Below are 21052 nucleotides of genomic sequence, written 5' to 3' on the forward strand. Positions count from 1 at the left end.
CTCCATTGGAGCTAGTCTGATTTTAATTTTCATTGAGTAACAATTAAAATTTGAATAAACAAAAATAGCTTAGAATGAACGTTTCTGACGATGCAATTCTAAGCTATTTTTTTATTTTTTATACTCAATGAAAATCAAAAGTAGCCTAGGAAACGAAGTCGAAGATAGAACTGGAGTTCATCAAGGCAAGTTGACAACGGATAATTTTAATTTTCGAAGAGTATTAGACTTTTTGACCAGACTCATTATAGTCTTTTAGTTTACTTTTAGTACTCGCTCCAACTATCTGGGAGATAGTTGGAGACTGGGGACAAAGTGAACGATGTTCACATCAAAAGCCACAGGCATAACTCCATGCTTTCTTATTCTAGGTGACCAGCTGATGCACTTCGCTTTTTTGTTTTCAGGCTCAGGTACGAATATAGTCCGCTGGACTATTCGTATCCCCCAGATTGCTTGCAAAGCAAGTCACTTTTACAAAATCAGGCAAGGCGAGTTCAAACAATCCAGTGGAGTGTTTGAAGTTGGAAATATGGAAACGATATTTCCTCGATTGTCGAAGTAATAAAAGTCAACTAAATGACGATATTTGTATTATAGACAATCTCTAGGCAATACCTCTCTAATATTTTAGCCTTCTATCCTAGTGAAAGAGGCGGATTATCGTCACGTTTACTCAAAAATTCGAGGTAGGCGATCTGTCAAAAGACAAACCACCTCGTAATTTATAGTTCCGATGCGATCAGCCCACTCCTGAACAGAGATTGTTTTATCTCCATCTTGACCGATTAGGGTGACTTTTTGACCAAGTGGATAAGCATGAGGTAAACTAATGGTGATCTGGTCCATCGAAATACGCCCTACAATTTCACAGGCCTGCCCATCGACTAGGACTGATAAGCCTTGTAAGCTTCGTACAAGACCATCTGCATATCCTATCGGAACGGTCGCAATCCATTCTGAATCGGTACTGTGATAAGTAGCTCCGTAGCCAATTGTTGTGCCAGCTTCAACCTGCTTTACATGAACAATTTCAGATACGAGAGATAAGGCTGGTTGAACATCAAACGGGAGTTCTAGTACTCGTCCACTTGGATTAAGTCCATAAAGAATGTTTCCCAAACGAACCAGGTTAAATACTGTATCAGCATGCCAAATGCTTGTTGCTGAATTGCTGGCATGAATCCAGCGCGGAGTAATTGGTAGAACATCCAAAAATTCTTTAAAAACAGACAGTTGACTCTCGAAGTGCGCCTGATCAACCTCATCCGCAGTAGCAAAATGAGTATAGACTCCTTCGATGTCATACTCTAATTCTTCAAGGATAGCAATCGCTTGTAGCAAATCGGCTATTTTTCTAAAACCAATCCGCCCCATACCTGTATCCAGCTTAAGATGGACAGTTAGACCAGATAAATCAGCCTCTAAGTCTTTTGCATCTTGCAACCAGTCCAGACTAGCAACTGTCACACTGATATTGAGTTGATGAGCTACTGGTAAAAAACGTACAGGAACCACTCCTAAAATCAAGATAGGATGCTCGATACCTGCTTTACGTAACTCTAATGCTTCATCCAAATTCGAAACACAAAAACCAGCTGCTTGACTGGATAACTTTTTCGCTACCGCAACAGCTCCATGACCATAAGCATTCGCCTTAACAACAGCAAATGCTTCAGTCTTAGGGGGCAAGTTGGTCATTACTTGCTCGAAATTTTCCGCAATCGCATCTAAGTTAACCCGAATTTGCGTGGGTCGATGTTCACTTTCAATCATCTTTCTCCTCCAAAATCACACTAGCTTGTACAAAATTTCCTGAATGGCTAATGCTGAGCCAAATATTCCCATCAAAGGGACTCTTCGTCACATAGGGAACTCCTTTGCTGGTATTCAGAATTTCAATATCATGAAATCCTATCTTACCAATACCTGTCCCCAAGGCCTTGGTCAGCGCTTCTTTGGCTGACCAACGTCCAGCTAAATATTCTAGCTGACGGCGACCGGACAGACTTTGATACCGTTCAAATTCCTTCTCTGTGAGAATCTTTTTGGGAAACCCTTGGTGTTTGATTCTGGCACTGTCAATCGCCTCCATCTCCTGAAGGTCAATGCCATGTCCTACTATCATTAATCGGTCTCCTTTTGCATAGTCAGTTCATTTATTAAAATAAACAAACTGACTCTAGTGACTTGTCTAAAAACTGCAAAAGGACTGGACAGCCGTCCAGTCCACGCGTCATTCCTATTTACGGCCGTGACAATTTTTAAATTTCTTACCAGACTGGCATGGGCATGGATCGTTACGATCAACACCTTCAAAAGATACATTCTCCTGAATTGCATGCGATTGGTTCGGCATAATATTCTTAACAGCTGTCGTATGTGCTTCTTGACTTGTACGCTCACGCTCAATATTGTCATGAATTTGCGCCTTCATCATCAAGCGGGTTACTTCAAACTCGATAGCCCCAATCATATCGTTGAACATAGTAAATGCTTCTGATTGATATTCAACGATTGGATTGTTTTGAGCGTATCCACGAAGACTGACTGCATTGCGCAATTGATCCAAGGCATCAATATGGTCTGTCCATTTGTTATCCACAACACGAAGGATAAGAACTTTCTGGAATTCGCGTACACGTTCTTCATCGCGTAATTTTTTCACTTGCGAATCATAGACTCTCAAAGCACGTTCATAGAGCTCTTCGACAATCTCTTTCTGATTCATTGCTTCAAAAGTAGCTTTACTCAAGGTATCATCTTCAACGAGATTTGCATGCGCAAATTTGATAATTCCATCAATAGCTTCATCTTTCGAACCAAGGAAGTGACCCGCAACTTGGCGTTCAATCGTCCGTTTCATCATCGCTTTGATTTCAGGAGCCAAATCACGGTCAGCAGTAATAACATCCTGGCGTTGGCGATAGATGATTTCACGTTGCTCACGCATCACATCGTCATATTGAAGGACTTGTTTACGTGAGTCGTAGTTGTTCCCTTCCACACGCTTCTGAGCAGATTCAACTTGACGTGTCAACATTTTAGACTTGATGACGGACTCTTCTTCTGTTAGATTCATACGCTCCATAAATACTTTGATGCGTTCTGAACCAAAGCGTTTCATCAAGTCATCTTCGAGAGATAGATAGAATTGTGATTCACCTGGGTCACCTTGACGACCTGAACGTCCACGAAGCTGGTTATCAATACGACGACTTTCATGGCGCTCAGTACCAATAACACATAGCCCACCAAGTTCACGTACACCTGGACCTAACTTAATATCGGTACCGCGTCCCGCCATGTTGGTCGCAATAGTGACCGCACCACGCTGACCAGCATTCATGATAATCTGCGCTTCACGATAGTGGTTTTTAGCATTCAATACTTCGTGAGGGACACCTGCAGCTACCAATTTTTGAGAAATCAAATCAGAAGTTTCAACCGCAACTGTACCGACCAAGACAGGTTGCCCTTTCTCATAGCGTCTCTTCACATCAGCAATAACGGCATTAAATTTGTATTCTAGACTTGGATAGAGTAAATCTTCGTGGTCAACACGCGCGATTGGGCGGTTGGTTGGGATTGGTACGACACGGATGTTGTAGATTTCACGGAATTCTTCCTCTTCTGTTTTACCAGTACCCGTCATCCCTGATAATTTTTTATACATACGGAAAAGGTTTTGGTAGGTAATAGAGGCACTTGTCTTAGACTCGTTTTGAACCGGTACACCTTCCTTAGCTTCGATGGCTTGGTGAAGTCCATCAGAATAACGACGACCTTCCATCGTACGACCTGTAAATGGATCGATAATCATAACCTCTTGGTCTTCATTGACCAGATAGTCAATATCATAGGTCATAATGTAGTTGGCACGAAGTGCATTATCCAAGAAATGGGTAATGGCTACATTTTCAATATCGTAAAGGTTATCTAACTTGAAGAATTTCTCTGCTTTGTCAATACCTGAATCAGACAGTCCAATCGTTTTAGATGGAATGTCGATGATGTAATCTTCTGTTGTCAAAGATTTAACAAGATTATCTGCCAAGAAATACAACTGGTTTGTTTCCGAACCTTGTGCACCAGATACAATCAACGGCGTACGAGCTTCGTCAATCAAGATTGAATCAACTTCATCGACCAAGGCATAATTGAGAGGACGTTGAACCATGTCTTCTGCGCGAACAACCATATTGTCTCGGAGGTAGTCAAAACCAATCTCTGAGTTGGTCGAATAAGTAATATCGCAGTTATAGGCCTCACGTTTTTCCAAGGGTGATTTAGCAGCCAAGTTGATACCAACTGATAGACCAAGCCATGAATACAATTCACCCATTTCAGTCGCATCACGAGTAGAAAGATACTCGTTAACCGTCACTACGTGAACACCTTGACCAGACAAGGCATTCAAATAAACAGGCATCGTTGCAGTCAGAGTTTTACCTTCACCTGTACGCATTTCTGGAACGTCACCGTTGTGAAGAACGATTCCTCCCATAACCTGAACCTTGTAAGGATAGAGGCCCAATACACGACGAGCTCCTTCACGGACTACCGCATAAGCTTCGTACAAAAGATCGTCGAGGGATTCGCCGTTATTGTATCGCTCCTTAAATTCTGCTGTCTTAGCTTGCAACTGTTCATCAGTCAGCGCTTCCATTTCATCGGCATACGAGAAGACCTTGTCTGCCATTTTCTCAAGTTTTCTTAGCTCTCCCTTATCATTTTCAATGAGAGAACGAAGTACATTTGTTACCATATCATTCATCCTATTTTAATTTTAGTCAATAATATATTGTAGCAGAAAATTAGGCAATTTTCAAGGTTTGGCACCAGGATACACGGTATTCTTAGATAAAAACACAATAAAACAAACAAATCTGGAAAAATTTCTACACAGTAATATTACATTGCTAAAAAGAACATGATTAAGACACCAATTACTAAAATAAATTCCAGGATACCATCCTCTATCTCTAGTAAAAATATACCATTTAAAATTTTAAAAAAATATGCACTATTGCCCCAAAAATGTGAACGATTTGGCATTTTTTTCTTCGTACAAGTAGTATAATCTGATTGTACAAGTAAATATGTAAAAAGGAGAGGAAAATGTATACCAAGAAAATCGCCCTTAAACAACTAGCCATGTCTAGTACTACAGTAGCCATAGTGAGTAGCCTATGGGGAAGCCAGCCTCCTATAGTTTACGCAAACGATGCATCGACGGTATCTGTTCAATATCAATATATTGCACAAGATGAACTAACAAGTTCAGAGAAGGATTCTGTCTTATCTAAGCTGAAAACTGTCTCACCTTCCAAAGAAACAGCTACGGAGAATCAAACAATCTATCTCATCTACAAGACCGAACCTAAAAAAATATTTGGGATTCTTCCAGATACAGGGGAGACCGGGATCAATCTATTAACGATTGGAGGGGGACTTCTTCTAGTTCTAGGAATAAGTTTGGCTGGAAAAGGCAAAAAGAAAAGGATTATTTCGTCCATCCTTCTTCTGACCGCCACTGGTTCTATTCTACCTATCCAGAGCATCCAGGCTCTAGAAAGCAATTTACTTGCAGGCTACAATCAGGTTCATCAGCTAAAAGTCGGAGACCAACTTCCTGATCCAAGTAACATAAAGCAGTATCAGTATGTAGGCTATGTCACTGACAAGGACATAGGTCCGCAATCTACCGAAAATAAAGAGAGCTCTTCCACAACTGCATCATCTCAGCAGCAAGATAGTACCGATAGTGCTATAAACAATGAAACCTTGCTCTTCAATCTAAAAAAACTAGATCCAACAAGCGACAACCAGCAACTTAAAAAGGCTGCCAATAATATTGGCGCAGACCACAAATTGGCTAGTAGTAAAATGATCAGCCTTGTCCCCATGACCGACAATACCATTATTTCTGACATACAGGGAAAAGAAGAAAACATCAATACACTCCTAGCTCACTTTGAAGATGGCAGCACCTTATTTTTCCCGCTCCAATATACAGAAAGCAAAGATAAACGTGCTTACTACCAAGTAGCGGATTGGGGAGTTACTTATTCACCTTTCCAAACATTACAAGACTACTCTGACATTCTAGACAAGGTAGTTCCAAGCCTACAAGCGGTTGAATTTCGTTCTGAAAATATGTATACTGCTCTCTCCATTACAGAAAATCAAGAGCAGCAAATGGACCGTCTATATTTAGAAGAACCCTTTAACAAAGTTAAGACAAATATTCGCGACTATCTAAAAAAAGCGTTAATAAATGACGAGTCTGTTAAACTAGATGATCCAGAATCAGTCACACAAACCATTCGTACTATCGAAGAGAATAAAGAAATTATCTTACTCAGTTTAGCCTACCTCGATAGATGGTACGATATTGATTACGGAGAAATTAATAGCAAGGAATTAACAATGTTCCATACTGATTTCTTCGGAGGAGAAGCGGACTCACTAGATGCTCTCATAACTTTTGGACAAAATGACTACCAGAGTTATAGCCCACAAAGAAGTTATTTTTCCTATGCAGAGAACTTTGCATCTGTCACAGACAAGGCATCACTGACTGATTTCCTTGAAGCCTATCGAGAAATCTTTTTACCTGAAATGTCTGACAACGATTGGTTCAAACAAACGACAGATGCCTTTATCGTAGAGACTAAATCTACCGTTCTTAGCGATGAAGACAATAGCAGACTAAATGTCTATGAGCGATTAAAAGATCCTCAAATCCCTGAAGAAGTGATTACGCCTCGTATCCGCGATACCTATCCAAATATGTTACTACCGCTATTAACAACGAGCGAGGACAATGTTTACATCATTTCAAACCTATCAAATCTCATCTTTAGTTCCTACGATCGTTACATTGATCAATCTCTAAAACTAAGCAATCCCGAAGTCTATCAGGCCGAACTCTCCAAAATAAAAGAACAAATCCTGGCAGATGCCGAGTTGTATCGTGCTCATTACGACATGTGGTACCGTATCCTGCCTGATTATCATAAGCATACCTTACTCTACTTCCAGCCAGTATGGGGAGGACACGGCAATTACGTCTACGACGCTTCTTCTTACGCTTGGAAAGGTGTTTGGTATTCCGATACAGGCAAGCTCACTCCTGAATTTGTTGAGAAAATGCAAAATGACGCTACCGCTGAGACAACAGCTGCCATTCAAGAAGTTTTCGGTCCTTCTGGAACCTACTTCCTTCCTGAACTCACTTGGGCCGGTGCTTACGCTTGGAGACAGGAAGTCAACTTTGTCATCACCCCATTACTCGGAACAGATGGCGCCGTAACACTCACGCACGAGATGGTTCACGCATTTGATTATGATAAATTCTTACTCGGTCATAACCGAAGAGCTGGTATGCAACTTGAAGCATTTCCTGAAGGAATGTTACAAGCACCAGACCGTGTCGACTATCCAATCATCGGTTTTAATTCTCTATCTGATTATTCAGGTCATACTGGCACTCGCTACCACAATGTTAGTCCTGAACGCTTCCAAAATTCAGCAGATTTACAACAATATATGCAGGGCTTATTCGATCTCATCTACACATTAGAATACGCTGAAGGTACAGCTATTTTAAAACAAGATAAAGACACTCAACGCCAATGGTTTCACAAGTTAGAAACTAAAGAAAAACTCATCCCAGGTGCGGAAGAGTATGGACCTTACGGAGTAAACCTTAAACGCGATTTCACAGATGAAGAATGGAATAGCATCGAGCTAAAAACTGTTGATGACCTTGTTGATAATGATGTGACCGTCCGTCGTGAATCTGCCAATCGCATTGAGCGAGACCCTGATAATCCTGAAGAGGTGATGAACAACGGCTATCACAAACTAAGTCTCTTTGCTCCTATCTGGGCTACCGCAACAACCGAGCGTGTTCCTGGTGATCTTTCTTTTCGACGTACAGCATTTGAACTTCTAGCTGAAAAAGGATATGAAAACGGCATGGTACCTTACATGTCTAACCAATACAAACAAGCAGATAGCGATGTCGTTCCTGATTCACTCATCTTTGCCAATATTCTCCCTGAATACAATGGCGATTATAAGACTTTCAAGAAAGCGATGTACCAAGAACGCGTCCAAAAACTTGCTTTCCTAAAACCTGTTACCATCAACTATAATGGGCAGGAGCTCACGGTAGCAAACTATGAGCAATTGCAAGAATTGATGGATCAAGCTGTCCTAGCCGATATTGCTGCAGGTAATTTTACAACAGAAAATACGAAAGTTTCTGAATTAAAAGGATTGTTACACGATGCCTATCTAAAACTTACCGATGATTATAGAACTAGTATTTTTACAGAATAAAAAAAGTTAGGGATTATTTCTAGTCCCTAACTTTTTATGTTACTTTTCTGATACCTGTTTTGCCAAAGCAAAGTTCCCAAGAGTTGCAGAACCATTTTCAGCAACAGCTGGCGTTACGATATATTCTTTGACATCTGGTGTTGGGAGATAATCGTTCATCAAACCGACAAACTTCTCACGTACACGATTAAGCATGTGCTCTTGAGCCATAACTCCTCCACCAAATACAATTACTTGCGGACGATAAAGCAAGGTTGCCTGTACTGCTGCTTGAGCAATGTAGTAAGCCTGCACATCCCAAACGTCTGAATTTAACTCGATTAATTCACCACGAATACCTGTACGGCCTTCAAGAGAAGGACCTGCAGCTAAGCCTTCCAAACACCCATTGTGGAATGGACACATTCCTTTAAATTCATGTTTTACATCGTAAGGGTGTAGGGAAACGTAAGTATGACCCGCTTCGGTATGACCCAAGCCACCGATAAACTCACCATTCTGAATAGCACCTGCACCAATACCTGTACCGATTGTATAGTAAACTAAGCTCTTTACCCCTTTACGAACCAATGTTTCACCAAAAGCTGATGAATTCACATCTGTCGTGAAGTAGAATGGAATGTTAAATTCCTTAGCAATCAGACCAAGTAAATCAATATTTGACCAGTGTGGTTTTGGTGTCGAAGTGATATAACCATAAGTCTGTGAGTTTTGATCAATATCAATTGGACCGAAAGAACCTATCGCAATACCTGCCAAACGATCTTCATAGCGCTTGAAGAATTCAACCGTTCTCTCAATCGTTTCATAAGGAGTTGTCGTTGGAAATTGCGTTTTTTCAACAACTTGAAAGTTCTCATCGCCTACTGCACAAACAAACTTTGTACCACCAGCTTCTAAGCTACCATATAATTTTGTCATTTGATTGTCTCCAAAATTTTTATCACTTTTATTATAACATATAAGCAAACAGAAGAAAAAGGCTGAAAGCCTTTTTCCTGTTAATTATGTAGTAGAGTCATGCTCTACAAATCGATTTTATATAAGATTACTTAGCTACTTTCAAGAATTCTACACCGTGAGCGATTGTTCCCTCTGCAAGTGGAGATACTTCTGCAAAGTCAGCAGTGTTGGTTACAATGATCATAGTTGTATCATCAAGACCTGCTTCTGCAATCTTAGCTGCATCAAATTTAGCAATCGGAGTACCAGCTTTTACTTTATCGCCTGCTGCTACTAATTTTTCAAATCCGTTACCGTTCATTGATACAGTATCAATACCGATGTGAATTAAAAGTTCAGCACCAGACGCTGTTTTCAATCCGTAAGCATGGCCTGTTTCAAAAGCAATTGTTACTTCTGCATCTGCTGGAGCGTAAACAACACCCTCAGATGGTTTAACAGCCAAACCTTTACCCATAGCTCCTGATGAGAAGACTGGGTCATTAACATTTTCAAGGGCAACAACGTCACCTGAAAGTGGAGATACAAGAGTTTCTTCAGCTACAAGTCCTGTTTCTGCTTCTTCAAGCGTTTCAGCTGTTTCTTGTGCTGAAGTACTAGGCTTTTTTACTTCTTTCTCCTCATTTTCATAACCGAAGAGGTAAGTAAGAGCAAAACCAAGAGCAAATGATACAGCAACCATAAGGATGTATGGAAGAATTTGACCATTACCTGCGTAAAGTGTCAAACCTGGGATGATAGTAACACCCATACCTGTACCGGCAAGACCAAGAAGAGATGCTACAGCACCACCGATGGCACCCGCAACCAATGAAAGAAGGAATGGTTTGCGGAAACGCAAGTTAACACCGAAGATAGCTGGCTCAGTAATACCGAGGAAGGCAGAAAGAGCTGCTGGGAAAGCAAGAGCTTTCAATTTAGGATTTTTAGTTTTCACACCAACCGCTACTGTAGCAGCACCTTGTGCTGTCATAGCTGCAGTGATGATAGCGTTGAATGGGTTAGCACCAGTGTTTGCTACCAATTGAGCTTCCAAGAAGTTAAAGATATGGTGAACACCTGATACAACGATAACTTGGTGAACACCACCGATAAGGAGACCACCAAGACCCATTGGCAAGTTCAAGATAGCTTGTGTACCAGCCAAGATGTAGTTTTCAACCACGTGGAAGACTGGACCAATGACAAACAAGCCAAGAATAGACATTACAAACAAGGTCACGAATGGCGTTACCAAGAGGTCAAGAACTTCTGGAACAACCTTGCGGACAGCTTTTTCAAATTTAGCACCGATCAAACCGATGATGAAGGCTGGCAATACTGAACCTTGCAAACCTACAACTGGGATGAAACCGAAGAAAATAGTTGGTTTCACATCGCCACCTGATGCTACAACCCAAGCGTTTGGCAACTGACCCGCAATAAGCATCATACCAAGAACGATACCGATTGTTTGGTTACCACCGAATACACGGAAGGTTGACCATACAACCAAGGCTGGCAATACGATGAAGGCTGTATCTGTCAAGATTTGTGAGTAAACGTTCAAATCTTCTGGAAGAGTATAACCAAGAGCTCCAAGAAGACCACGAAGACCCATGAAAAGACCAGTTGCTACGATAGCAGGAATGATTGGAACGAATACGTCACCGAAAGTACGGATCGCACGTTGGAAAGCATTACCTTGTTTAGCAGCTTCAGCTTTTTGCTCACCAGTAGTCGCTGTTGGCAAACCAAGGGCAACCACTTCATCGTAGATTTTGTTTACTGTACCAGTACCAAAGATGATTTGGTATTGACCAGAGTTGAAGAAAGCACCTTGTACTTTTTCGATGTCTTCGACTGTATCCTTGTCGATTTTTCCTTCATCAACAACCATAACACGAAGGCGAGTCGCACAGTGGGCAACACTGCGTACGTTCTCACGTCCACCAAGGGCGTCAATGACTTTTTTTGCAATTTCTGTATTATTCATCTTGCAAAAATCTCCTTATTAAATATTTTTTATTTTTTGAAAGTGTTTTCAAACTTTCGATGGTTTTATTATATCACTTTTATAAAATATGTCAAACGTTTATCACATTTTTTTTTTGAATTTCTTAAAAACATTGTTAAAACTTGATTTTTTTTAAGAAAACGTTTACTATATTAATGAAAAACTAGAAAATTTGGAGAAAATTATGGCATTTACAACAGAGGAGCGTTACAGGGCTTATGCTGACTGGACACCCGAATATATTGAAAAAATAAAGAAGAATACAGAGAGTTCTCCTTGGAGGACAAATTTCCATATTGAAACACCACATGGACTGTTAAATGATCCAAATGGATTTTCTTATTTTAATGGAAAGTGGACGCTTTTTTACCAATACTTCCCATTCGGTGCTGCGCACGGATTGAAATCTTGGGTCCATACAGAATCAACGGATTTGGTCCATTTTGAAGAAACTGGTACGGTTATGTACCCAGATACACCACTTGATAGCCACGGTGCCTACTCTGGATCTGCCATGGAATTTGGCGACAAGCTCTTCCTCTTCTATACTGGAAATGTCCGCGATGAAAATTGGGTTCGCCATCCATACCAAATCGGTGCCTTAATGGATAAAGATGGTAAGATTGAAAAGATTGATAAAGTCTTGATTGAGCAACCAGAAGATACCACCGACCATTTCCGTGATCCACAAATTTTCAACTATAAAGGGCAATATTACGCTATCGTCGGTGGACAAAATTTGGATAAAAAGGGGATTGTCAAACTTTATAAAGCTGAAAATAACGACTACCTCAACTGGTCCTATGTTGGTGACCTAGATTTTGCCAATGACATGACCGCTTATATGATGGAATGCCCAAATATTGCGTTCGTCGGTGAGCAACCCATCCTTCTCTACTGTCCACAAGGCTTGGACAAAGAGGTATTGGACTATGGCAATATCTATCCAAATATGTACAAGATTGGTCAGAGTTTCGATCCTGAAACAGCAAGCATTGTCGAACCGAGCGAATTGATCAATCTGGACTATGGTTTTGAGTGCTATGCAACGCAGGCCTTTAATGCACCAGACGGTCGAACTCTATCTGTTAGCTGGTTGGCACTTCCAGATGTGGAATACCCAACCGATGCTTATGACTACCAAGGCTGTCTGTCATTAGTTAAAGAATTAACCATCAAGGACGGTAAGCTCTACCAATATCCAGTCGACGTGATTACCAGTCTTCGTAAAGAAGCTCAGCCATTTTCAGCCCAAAAAGAAACCAATAATGTTTACGAATTGGAACTTGATTTTTCAGCGGGCGCGAAGCATGAAATCGTATTGTTCGCAAATGAAGCAGAAAAAGGCTTGGTCTTGTCTGTGGACACTGAGCAAGGCCAGATTACATTGGACCGCGGCAACTGTGGTCAGCCATTCGCACTCGATTTCGGTACAAGTCGCTCTTGCGAGATTTCTCCAGGAGCTCTCACAGCCAATATCTTCATCGACAAATCTGTCTTTGAAATCTTTATCAATAAAGGAGAGAAAGTATTTTCTGGTCGTGTCTTCCCTGATGCGGATCAGTCTGGTATCGTCATTACGACTGGTAATCCGACCGGAACCTACTACCATTTAGATTATGGTCGCAAAACTAACTGATGTCGCACAGTTAGCTGGGGTTAGCCCAACAACTGTCTCCCGCGTTATCAATAAAAAAGGATACCTATCTGAAAAAACCATTCGCAATGTCGAAGAGGCTATGCGTGAACTGGGCTACAAACCTAATAATTTAGCTCGTAGTTTGCAAGGTAAATCTGCAAAATTAGTTGGTCTCATCTTCCCAACAATAAACAATATTTTTTATTCTGAATTGATTAGCCATCTAGAAAAAGAGCTTTTTGATCGAGGCTATAAAACCATTATTTGCAATAGCCAGCACGAGTCCGATAAGGAACGTGAGTATCTAGAAATGTTAGCAGCTAACCAAGTAGATGGGATTATCTCGGGCAGTCACAATCTCGGTATCCAAGACTACGACCGTGTCGTAGCTCCAATTATCGCTTTTGACCGCAACCTCTCTCCTTCCATTCCCATTGTCTCTTCCGATAATTTTGCTGGCGGGGTATTAGCTGCCCAAACCTTACAAAAAGCGGGATGTCACAATCCATTAATGATTACGGGGAACGATGATTCCAATTCACCTACCGGCCTTCGCCAAGTAGGTTTCACATCTATTTTGAACAAAGCCGAAGTTTTTCATATCTCCAGTGATTTCTCACCTGTGCGCAAGGAGATGGAAATCCGAGCCATTCTTGAAAAGCAAAAACCAGATGGTATCTTTGTATCTGGCGATGCAACGGCTATGCTGGTATGGAACGTCATTCGTTCCATGAAACTGTCTATTCCAGAGGATATTAAATTGATTGGTTATGATGGAACCAGTTTCATCGAAAACTACTACCCTCAACTGACAACTATCAAGCAACCATTAACCGAAATAGCTCGCCTGCTGGTTGAACTATTAGTTGATAAAATCGAAGGAAAAAAACTGACAAAAACAGACTATATCCTGCCGATTAGCCTACTAGCAGGAGCTAGTATATAAAAAAAGCTGTACCTAATAAAAATTAGGTGCAGCTTTTTTGTGATACATTCTCTTATTTCTCAAGTAAAAAAGAAGCTCATCAGGCTTCTTCTTTAATAAACTGGCTCAAAACTCCATTGACAAACTTAGCTGAAGATTCATCAGAAAATTCTTTAGCCAATTCAATAGCCTCGTTAACAGCAACGCGGTCTGGCGTTTCTTCGAAATGTAAGATTTCAAATAGGCCTAGTCGCATGATATTCTTGTCAATAAAGGTTAAACGGTCTAAGGTCCATCCTGCTTTTAATCGGCTAGATAACTCCTTATCCAAGTCATCACGATAGTCTGCTACACCATTGACAAGGTTAAGGAGAAAGAGCGGAATTTCAACTCCTTCTTGCTCTTCTTCTCTATCATAAAGATAAGAAAACTGAGCTGCCTGAACAGGTTCTTGACCAAATTCAAGTGATACGATTGCCTGCAAAGCACACTTACGCAGGGCATGTCTATTATTCTTCATCAAGGAAATCCTCTCCGAATAAATCTTTCAATGCTGGTTTTGGTGTTTTATCAGGAACAATGCCGCTGACATGGATATTAACCGCAGCCACTTGAACTTCTGCATAGTTGTAAACTGCTGTCTTGACTGCACGCTGGATGTCCATTGATACGGCAGGAACATTTACACCATATTCTAGATAGACGTAAATATCCGCAGTTACTTGACCTTCCTCGTCAGTTTCAAGATAAACACCTTTATTTAACGATGTTTTTGACCAACTGTCTGCTACACGCTTATTTTGAAGGGAATGCACTCCATCAACTTTCGCTGCAGCAATGCCTGTAATTACTTCAAGGACGCGAGGTGCGATAACAATCTCGCCTTGATATTCTGTTGTCATAGGCTCTCCTTTCTTAAGAGGAAACGATTAAGCACGTGATACGTAAGTTCCTTCAGCTGTGTTGATAACCAGTTTTTGACCTGCTTCGATAAAGTCTGGTACGTTGACTACAAGACCTGTTTCCATCGTAGCTGGTTTACCTGAACCTGTAACAGTCGCACCTTTGATAGACGGTTGTGTTTCTGCAACGACCAATTCAACAGTTGTTGGTACAGTAACACCGATCACTTCTGTTCCGTAGAACTGGATCTTCACATCGGAATTCTCCAAGATATAGAGCAATTCTTCTTTGATAGTCGCTACTGGAATTTCATACTGATCGTAAGTCTCAGTATTCATGAAATAAGCTGTGTCATCCATTTGGTAAAGGTACTGTGCTGGAACTGTTTCGATAATAGCTTGTTCAAATTTTTCATCTGGACGGTAAGTTGTATCGAAGGTTGAACCTGTACGTACATCACGCAATTTCATACGCATGATGGTGTTTCCTTTACCTGGTTTGTGGTGGCTTGCATCCAAAACTTTAATCAATTTACCTTCAGCTTCGAAGGTCATACCTGCTCTAAGTTTACTTGCTTCAATCATTGTATTGAATACCTCTTCAAATTTTATTTATTCGTTTTATTCTACCACAAACTGTCAAATTTCTCAAATGACAATCAATTCCTTGGGAGCTAATGTCAAGACTTCACAACCCTTTTCTGTAATCAATAGGTCATCTTCGATACGGACACCATATTTGTCATCCAAATAGATACCAGGCTCATCCGTCAAGACCATACCTGCCTTGATAGTCTCGTCAGATTTTCCAAAATACGGATATTCATGAATATCCAAACCAATTCCGTGCCCAATCCCGTGTGTAAAGTTGGCTCCGTAACCCGCCGCATTAATAATCTCACGAGGAATAGCGTCAAACTCGCGGTAGGTGACACCTTCCTTGGCCTGCTCAATCAAAGCCTTATTGGCACGCAAGACCACATCGTAAATCTCACGCTCTTGATCTGTCACATGACCGATATGGATGGTCCGTGTCATATCGCTGACATAATGCTGGTAATAGCAACCAAAATCCAGCGTCAAGGTCTCACCAGCTTGGATAACCTTTTCAGACGCTCTTCCATGAGGCATAGCAGAGCGGTAGCCAGATGCCACGATGAACTCAAATGATGCCCCTTCTGCACCGAGTTGACGCATGCGGTGGTCAAGGAAATGATTGACGTCCATCTCAGTCGTCTGACCTGGTTTGATAAAGTCAAGAACATCAATAAAAGCCTGATCCGAAATTTGACATGCACGGCGAATGGTCGCAATTTCTTTCTCATCCTTAATCATGCGCAAGTCTTCGATAAAGTTTGACATGGCAACCAGTTGATAACCCTCAAAAATGCTGGTCAGACTTTGATAGAAACCATAGGTCACCTGGCTATCAAAACCAATGGTTTCAAGCCCATCTTCCTTAATCACCTTTACAATCTCTTCAAGGGCAAAACGGCTCTCGATAATATCAAAACCTTTTACTGATGCCTTGGCTATCAAGGTATAACGCGAATCAGTCACAAACAAGCGACGCTTGCCACTGATGAAGACAGTCGCCTCTGTCCCCCAAAAACCTGTCAGGTAGTAAATATTGTTTTGACCAGTCACCAAGATTCCATCAACCGTTGATTGAGCTAATTTTGCTTCAAATTTTTCAAGTCTTTTTTGCATCCTATTCCTCCAATGATTTTGTAACTATTATAGCAGAAATACAGACAAATACCAATTCTTCCTAGCAGATAGAGAAAAAAAGCCGCAGAGGCGACTTTTTACTTCAACTTCGTTTTCAAATACTGGCCTGTAAAGCTGGCTGGGTTACTAGCTACTTCTTCTGGCGTTCCTGTCGCGACAACGGTACCACCACCGACACCGCCTTCTGGTCCCATATCGATAATATGGTCTGCTGTCTTGATGACATCCAGATTGTGCTCGATGACAAGGACAGTGTTGCCGTCATCGACAAAGCGGGCCAAGACCTTGAGCAACTGGGCAATATCCTCAGTATGTAGGCCAGTCGTAGGCTCGTCTAAGATATACAAAGACTTACCAGTTGACCGCTTGTGGAGTTCAGAAGCCAATTTCATCCGTTGCGCTTCACCACCTGATAGGGTTGTCGCAGGTTGTCCAAGGGTAACATAGCCCAAGCCTACGTCTTGAATGGTACGGAGCTTGCGTTCGATTTTGGGAATGTGTTTGAAGAATTCTACCGCATCATTGACCGTCATATCAAGGACCTGAGCGATATTTTTCTCCTTGTAGTGTACTTCCAAGGTTTCCGAGTTGTAGCGGTGTCCATGACAGACTTCACAAGGCACAAAGACATCAGGCAGGAAGTGCATTTCAATCTTGATGATACCATCACCAGAACAAGCCTCACAACGACCACCTTTGACGTTAAAAGAGAAACGCCCCTTCTTGTAGCCACGAATTTTGGCTTCATTGGTCTGGGCAAAGAGGTCACGAATATCGTCAAAGACACCTGTGTAGGTGGCTGGGTTGGAACGCGGTGTCCGTCCAATCGGGCTTTGGTCAATATCAATCAGGCGGTCCAAGTGTTCAATTCCTGAAATGGACTTGAACTTGCCTGGCTTGTCCGAATTGCGATTAAGTTTCTGGGCGATAGCTTTTTTCAAAATAGAGTTGACCAGAGTTGACTTACCAGAGCCAGACACCCCTGTCACCGCCACAAATTTTCCGAGTGGGAAACGGACCGTCACATCCTGCAGGTTGTTTTCCTTGGCACCTGTTACCTCCAGGAAACGACCATTTCCAACACGGCGTTCGAGAGGCACCGGAATTTCACGTTTGCCAGACAGGTACTGACCTGTAATGGATTTCTTATTTTTAGCTACTTGGGCAGGCGTTCCAGAAGCCACGATTTCTCCACCGAAGACTCCCGCACCTGGACCGATATCAATCAACCAGTCCGCCTCTCGCATGGTGTCCTCATCATGCTCCACCACAATCAAGGTATTGCCCAAATCACGCATCTTTTTCAGACTAGCAATGAGGCGGTCATTGTCCCGCTGGTGCAAACCAATCGACGGTTCATCCAAGATGTAAAGAACACCAGACAGGTTGGAGCCAATCTGAGTCGCCAAACGGATCCGCTGGCTTTCACCACCCGAAAGGGTTCCTGCAGCTCGTGAAAGGGTCAGATAGTTGAGACCAACGTTATTAAGGAAGGACAGGCGGTCCTTGATTTCCTTGACAATCGGTGTCGCAATGGTTGCTTCATTTTCAGACAAGGTCAGATTTTCAATGACTTCAAGATGATCCGCCACGGACAAGTCAGACAGCTGCCCGATATGAAGTCCCTGCTCGCCACCGACTTTAACAGACAGAGCTTGGTCATTGAGGCGATAGCCGTGGCAGGTCCCACAGGTCAACTCATTCATGTAAGTCTTCATCACTGTCCGTGTGTAATCACTATTGGTTTCACGGTAGCGGCGGTTAATGTTGGTAATCAAGCCCTCGAATGGAATATCGATGTCTCGGACCCCACCGAACTCATTTTCATAATGGAAATGGAATTCCTTCCCGTCAGAACCATTGAAAATCAGGTTCTTCTCCTCTTCCGTCAATTCCTCGAAAGGCTTGTCCATATCCACACCAAAATGGTTCATAGCTTGCTCCAGCATCTGAGGGTAGTAGTTGGAAGAGATTGGATTCCAAGGAGCCAAAGCACCCTCACGCAAGGTCTTGCTGGCATCTGGGACAATCAAATCTGTATCCACTTCCAGCTTCATGCCCAAACCGTCACAGTCGCTACAAGACCCAAAAGGAGCATTGAAAGAGAAGAGGCGAGGCTCCAACTCAGGCACCGTAAAGCCACAAACTGGACAGGCGTAGTACTCAGAGAAAAGCAGTTCCTTATCATCCATAGTATCGATGATGACATAGCCGTCCGCAATCCGCAGGGCCGCCTCAATGGAGTCAAAAAGTCGCGAACGAATGCCTTCTTTGATGACAATCCGATCGACCACGACTTCAATGTTGTGAGCCTTACTCTTGGACAACTCAGGCACTTCCGACACATCATAGACATCACCATTGACCCGGACCCGAACATAGCCATCCTTCTGCACTTTCTCAAAAATGGTCTTGTGCTGCCCCTTTTTCTTCCGCACAATCGGAGCTAGAATCTGCAGCCGCTGACGTTCTGGCAATTCCAAGACCTCATCAACGATTTGTTCCACCGAAGAAGCCGCAATTGCACCATGACCATTGATACAGTAAGGCACCCCGACCCGAGCATAGAGCAGGCGGAGATAGTCATTGATTTCCGTTGCCGTCCCAACTGTCGAGCGTGGGTTACGCGAGGTTGTTTTTTGGTCTATGGAAATAGCAGGGCTAAGACCCTCTATGGAATCCACATCAGGCTTATCCATGTTGCCCAAGAACTGACGAGCATAGGCAGACAGGCTTTCCACATAACGACGTTGGCCTTCGGCATACAAGGTATCAAAAGCCAAACTCGACTTACCAGATCCCGACAAACCAGTCACCACCACCAACTTCTCACGCGGAATGGTCACATCAATATTTTTTAAATTATGGGCACGCGCCCCATGAATCACAATATTTTCTTGCATAACATGATATAAGTGCGTTAAGAAAGCGAGAAGAAAATAGGAAAATGTGACGTCACATCAGTGACAAAACATTTTGTCTTTTTCTCGACGCTTTTAGCACGCATTCGAATCCTTTCTAAGATACAAAGGGCGTCAAATGCACAGTCAAAATAGGCGGTAAGTCCGAAATCTGTGATTTCGAAGACGCACCCCCGTCAAGACAACTAGTACTTTCACAGGTTGAAAACCGAAGAAAGTACAGATGTCTACGACGCAAAAACCAGTTTCCATACTCATCCATGAAGAAACTAGTACTTTTTGACACCGCATTTAGCCCGTGTTCAATTCCTTTCTAATTATAAGTGCGTTCACAAGATAACTGGTGACGGTCGATTAACTCCGCGTCACCAGACGAAACTGCCTATGGGCAATTTCTATATCTTGTATTAGCTCGATTTTCAAAAAATATCGTTTTGAAAATCTCACGTCAAGAAACCGTATAAAACTCGACGCTTTTAGCACGCATTCAATTCCTTTCTTAAGAGGCTATAAGCTATGGTATACGGAACAAGGAAAAGTCCGTACAACTTATTCGCTTAAATGTCTACATATTATAACACATTTCTATATAAAACCTTTCCGAAACTGCACATTTTTTGGTATAATAGAGGTTGCGTTAACGCAACAAAGATAAAAGGAGGGCAAAGATATGAAACAAATTTTTCTATCAACCATGACTGATTTAGAAGAAATCCAAACCTTTGAACCAGGGGCTTGGATTAATTTGGTCAACCCCTCCCAGAGCGAGTCTATGGAAGTGGCTGAACACTATAAGATTGACATCGCTGACCTGCGAGCACCGCTCGATGCGGAAGAATCCTCTCGTATCACTGTCGAAGATGACTATACGCTCATCCTGGTCGACGTCCCAATTCTTGAAGAACGAAACAACAAGACATATTATATTACTATTCCTTTGGGAATTATTCTAACAGATGATGCGATTATCACGACTTGTTTGGAACCATTGCCACTGTTTGAGCAGTTTATCCATCGTCGTCTACGGAATTTCTTCACTTTCATGAAGTCTCGTTTCGTTTTCCAAATTCTCTACCGCAATGCTCAACTCTACTTGTCAGCCCTACGGACCATTGACAGAAAGAGCGAAGAGATTGAGAAGCAACTCCATGAGGCTACTCGAAATGAAGAATTAATTGTACTCATGGAATTGGAAAAAACCATCGTCTACTTCAAGGCTTCCCTCAAAACCAATGAGCGTTTGGTCAAAAAACTTGCTAGTTCCTCACGTCTACTCCGTAAGTATGAAGAGGATGAGGATTTGCTTGAAGATACCTTGGTCGAAACCCAACAGGCCATTGAGATGGCAGACATCTATGGTTCCATTCTGAACTCTATGACCCATGCCTTTGCTTCTATCATTTCTAACAACCAAAATACCATCATGAAAACCTTGGCATTAGTGACAATCGTTCTCTCTATCCCAACCATGGTCTTCTCTGCATACGGTATGAACTTTAAGGACAATATCATTCCTTTTAACGATATTCCCTATGCTTTTTGGTGGATTATCCTCTTCGCATTTGCAATCAGCCTATCACTCACCTTCTACTTCATCCGTAAGAGATGGTTTTAACCTAAGGA

The 21052-nt window shown here is 42.0% G+C and carries 14 protein-coding genes; 4 read left to right on the forward strand and 10 right to left on the reverse strand.

Annotation, left to right across the window (positions count from 1 at the left end):
* Positions 1-672 precede the first annotated feature (672 nt).
* From alr to secA, 3 genes are all read right to left on the reverse strand, one after another.
* Positions 673-1776, reverse strand: a complete 1104-nt coding sequence (alr, locus tag GPW69_RS08600) for an alanine racemase (protein ID WP_074391689.1) — start codon at positions 1774-1776, stop codon at positions 673-675.
* A complete protein-coding gene (gene acpS / locus GPW69_RS08605; RefSeq protein ID WP_014636124.1) occupies positions 1769-2128 on the reverse strand; it encodes a holo-ACP synthase in 360 nt (119 codons plus the stop codon). The genes alr and acpS overlap by 8 nt, the downstream gene beginning before the upstream one ends.
* Positions 2129-2242: 114 nt before the next feature.
* The gene (gene secA, locus GPW69_RS08610; protein WP_002938259.1) at positions 2243-4768 is read right to left on the reverse strand and encodes a preprotein translocase subunit SecA; all 2526 of its coding nucleotides are present in this window, start codon (positions 4766-4768) and stop codon (positions 2243-2245) included.
* 353 nt (positions 4769-5121) lie between these two features.
* Here secA and GPW69_RS08615 point away from each other — a divergent pair, with 353 nt between their 5' ends.
* Positions 5122-8352, forward strand: a complete 3231-nt coding sequence (locus tag GPW69_RS08615) for a ZmpA/ZmpB/ZmpC family metallo-endopeptidase (RefSeq protein WP_074391688.1) — start codon at positions 5122-5124, stop codon at positions 8350-8352.
* Between the two features lie 39 nt (positions 8353-8391).
* Here the strand turns inward: GPW69_RS08615 and scrK are convergent, their stop codons facing one another.
* Both scrK and GPW69_RS08625 read right to left on the reverse strand, forming a co-directional pair.
* Positions 8392-9273, reverse strand: coding sequence for a fructokinase ScrK (gene scrK / locus GPW69_RS08620; RefSeq protein ID WP_024410996.1), 882 nt, complete (start codon positions 9271-9273; stop codon positions 8392-8394).
* 127 nt (positions 9274-9400) lie between these two features.
* Complete coding sequence (locus GPW69_RS08625; protein WP_074391687.1) at positions 9401-11290, reverse strand: sucrose-specific PTS transporter subunit IIBC; 1890 nt, start codon at positions 11288-11290, stop codon at positions 9401-9403.
* Between the two features lie 205 nt (positions 11291-11495).
* Between GPW69_RS08625 and GPW69_RS08630 the strand changes: the two genes are divergently transcribed.
* Both GPW69_RS08630 and GPW69_RS08635 read left to right on the forward strand, forming a co-directional pair.
* On the forward strand, positions 11496-12950 hold the full coding sequence (locus GPW69_RS08630; RefSeq protein ID WP_074391686.1) for a sucrose-6-phosphate hydrolase: 1455 nt from the start codon (positions 11496-11498) through the stop codon (positions 12948-12950).
* Positions 12931-13896 carry a LacI family DNA-binding transcriptional regulator gene (locus GPW69_RS08635; protein WP_002938271.1) on the forward strand — a complete coding sequence of 322 codons (966 nt, stop codon included), beginning with the start codon at positions 12931-12933 and terminating at the stop codon, positions 13894-13896. Before GPW69_RS08630 ends, GPW69_RS08635 begins: the two co-directional genes overlap by 20 nt.
* Before the next feature lie 79 nt (positions 13897-13975).
* Here GPW69_RS08635 and nusB read toward each other — a convergent pair whose 3' ends face one another.
* From nusB to uvrA, 5 genes are all read right to left on the reverse strand, one after another.
* The gene (gene nusB / locus GPW69_RS08640) at positions 13976-14395 is read right to left on the reverse strand and encodes a transcription antitermination factor NusB (protein WP_074391685.1); all 420 of its coding nucleotides are present in this window, start codon (positions 14393-14395) and stop codon (positions 13976-13978) included.
* Positions 14385-14777: an Asp23/Gls24 family envelope stress response protein gene (locus GPW69_RS08645; RefSeq protein WP_015647326.1), complete on the reverse strand. Its 393-nt coding sequence runs from the start codon at positions 14775-14777 to the stop codon at positions 14385-14387. The genes nusB and GPW69_RS08645 overlap by 11 nt, the downstream gene beginning before the upstream one ends.
* A 27-nt stretch (positions 14778-14804) precedes the next feature.
* Positions 14805-15362 carry an elongation factor P gene (efp, locus tag GPW69_RS08650; protein WP_002942436.1) on the reverse strand — a complete coding sequence of 186 codons (558 nt, stop codon included), beginning with the start codon at positions 15360-15362 and terminating at the stop codon, positions 14805-14807.
* Between the two features lie 63 nt (positions 15363-15425).
* Positions 15426-16487, reverse strand: coding sequence for a M24 family metallopeptidase (locus GPW69_RS08655; RefSeq protein WP_074391684.1), 1062 nt, complete (start codon positions 16485-16487; stop codon positions 15426-15428).
* A 98-nt stretch (positions 16488-16585) separates the two neighbouring features.
* Positions 16586-19411, reverse strand: a complete 2826-nt coding sequence (gene uvrA, locus GPW69_RS08660) for an excinuclease ABC subunit UvrA (protein ID WP_074391683.1) — start codon at positions 19409-19411, stop codon at positions 16586-16588.
* Positions 19412-20099: 688 nt separating this feature from the next.
* Here uvrA and GPW69_RS08665 point away from each other — a divergent pair.
* Positions 20100-21044, forward strand: a complete 945-nt coding sequence (locus GPW69_RS08665) for a magnesium transporter CorA family protein (protein WP_002939248.1) — start codon at positions 20100-20102, stop codon at positions 21042-21044.
* The last annotated feature ends 8 nt before the right edge of the window (positions 21045-21052 follow it).

This window comes from Streptococcus suis (assembly GCF_902702775.1).
GTDB classification, from domain to species: Bacteria; Bacillota; Bacilli; order Lactobacillales; family Streptococcaceae; genus Streptococcus; species Streptococcus hashimotonensis.

Bases quoted from the DNA above. Each gene is read 5' to 3' on its own strand.
- GPW69_RS08625 (WP_074391687.1), bottom strand. From the start codon at position 11,290: ATGAATAATACAGAAATTGCAAAAAAAGTCATTGACGCCCTTGGTGGA.
- secA (WP_002938259.1), bottom strand. From the start codon at position 4,768: ATGGTAACAAATGTACTTCGTTCTCTCATTGAAAATGATAAGGGAGAG.
- alr (WP_074391689.1), bottom strand. From the start codon at position 1,776: ATGATTGAAAGTGAACATCGACCCACGCAAATTCGGGTTAACTTAGAT.
- scrK (WP_024410996.1), bottom strand. From the start codon at position 9,273: ATGACAAAATTATATGGTAGCTTAGAAGCTGGTGGTACAAAGTTTGTT.
- GPW69_RS08615 (WP_074391688.1), top strand. From the start codon at position 5,122: ATGTATACCAAGAAAATCGCCCTTAAACAACTAGCCATGTCTAGTACT.
- GPW69_RS08655 (WP_074391684.1), bottom strand. From the start codon at position 16,487: ATGCAAAAAAGACTTGAAAAATTTGAAGCAAAATTAGCTCAATCAACG.
- uvrA (WP_074391683.1), bottom strand. From the start codon at position 19,411: ATGCAAGAAAATATTGTGATTCATGGGGCGCGTGCCCATAATTTAAAA.
- GPW69_RS08665 (WP_002939248.1), top strand. From the start codon at position 20,100: ATGAAACAAATTTTTCTATCAACCATGACTGATTTAGAAGAAATCCAA.
- acpS (WP_014636124.1), bottom strand. From the start codon at position 2,128: ATGATAGTAGGACATGGCATTGACCTTCAGGAGATGGAGGCGATTGAC.
- GPW69_RS08645 (WP_015647326.1), bottom strand. From the start codon at position 14,777: ATGACAACAGAATATCAAGGCGAGATTGTTATCGCACCTCGCGTCCTT.
- efp (WP_002942436.1), bottom strand. From the start codon at position 15,362: ATGATTGAAGCAAGTAAACTTAGAGCAGGTATGACCTTCGAAGCTGAA.
- GPW69_RS08630 (WP_074391686.1), top strand. From the start codon at position 11,496: ATGGCATTTACAACAGAGGAGCGTTACAGGGCTTATGCTGACTGGACA.
- GPW69_RS08635 (WP_002938271.1), top strand. From the start codon at position 12,931: ATGGTCGCAAAACTAACTGATGTCGCACAGTTAGCTGGGGTTAGCCCA.
- nusB (WP_074391685.1), bottom strand. From the start codon at position 14,395: ATGAAGAATAATAGACATGCCCTGCGTAAGTGTGCTTTGCAGGCAATC.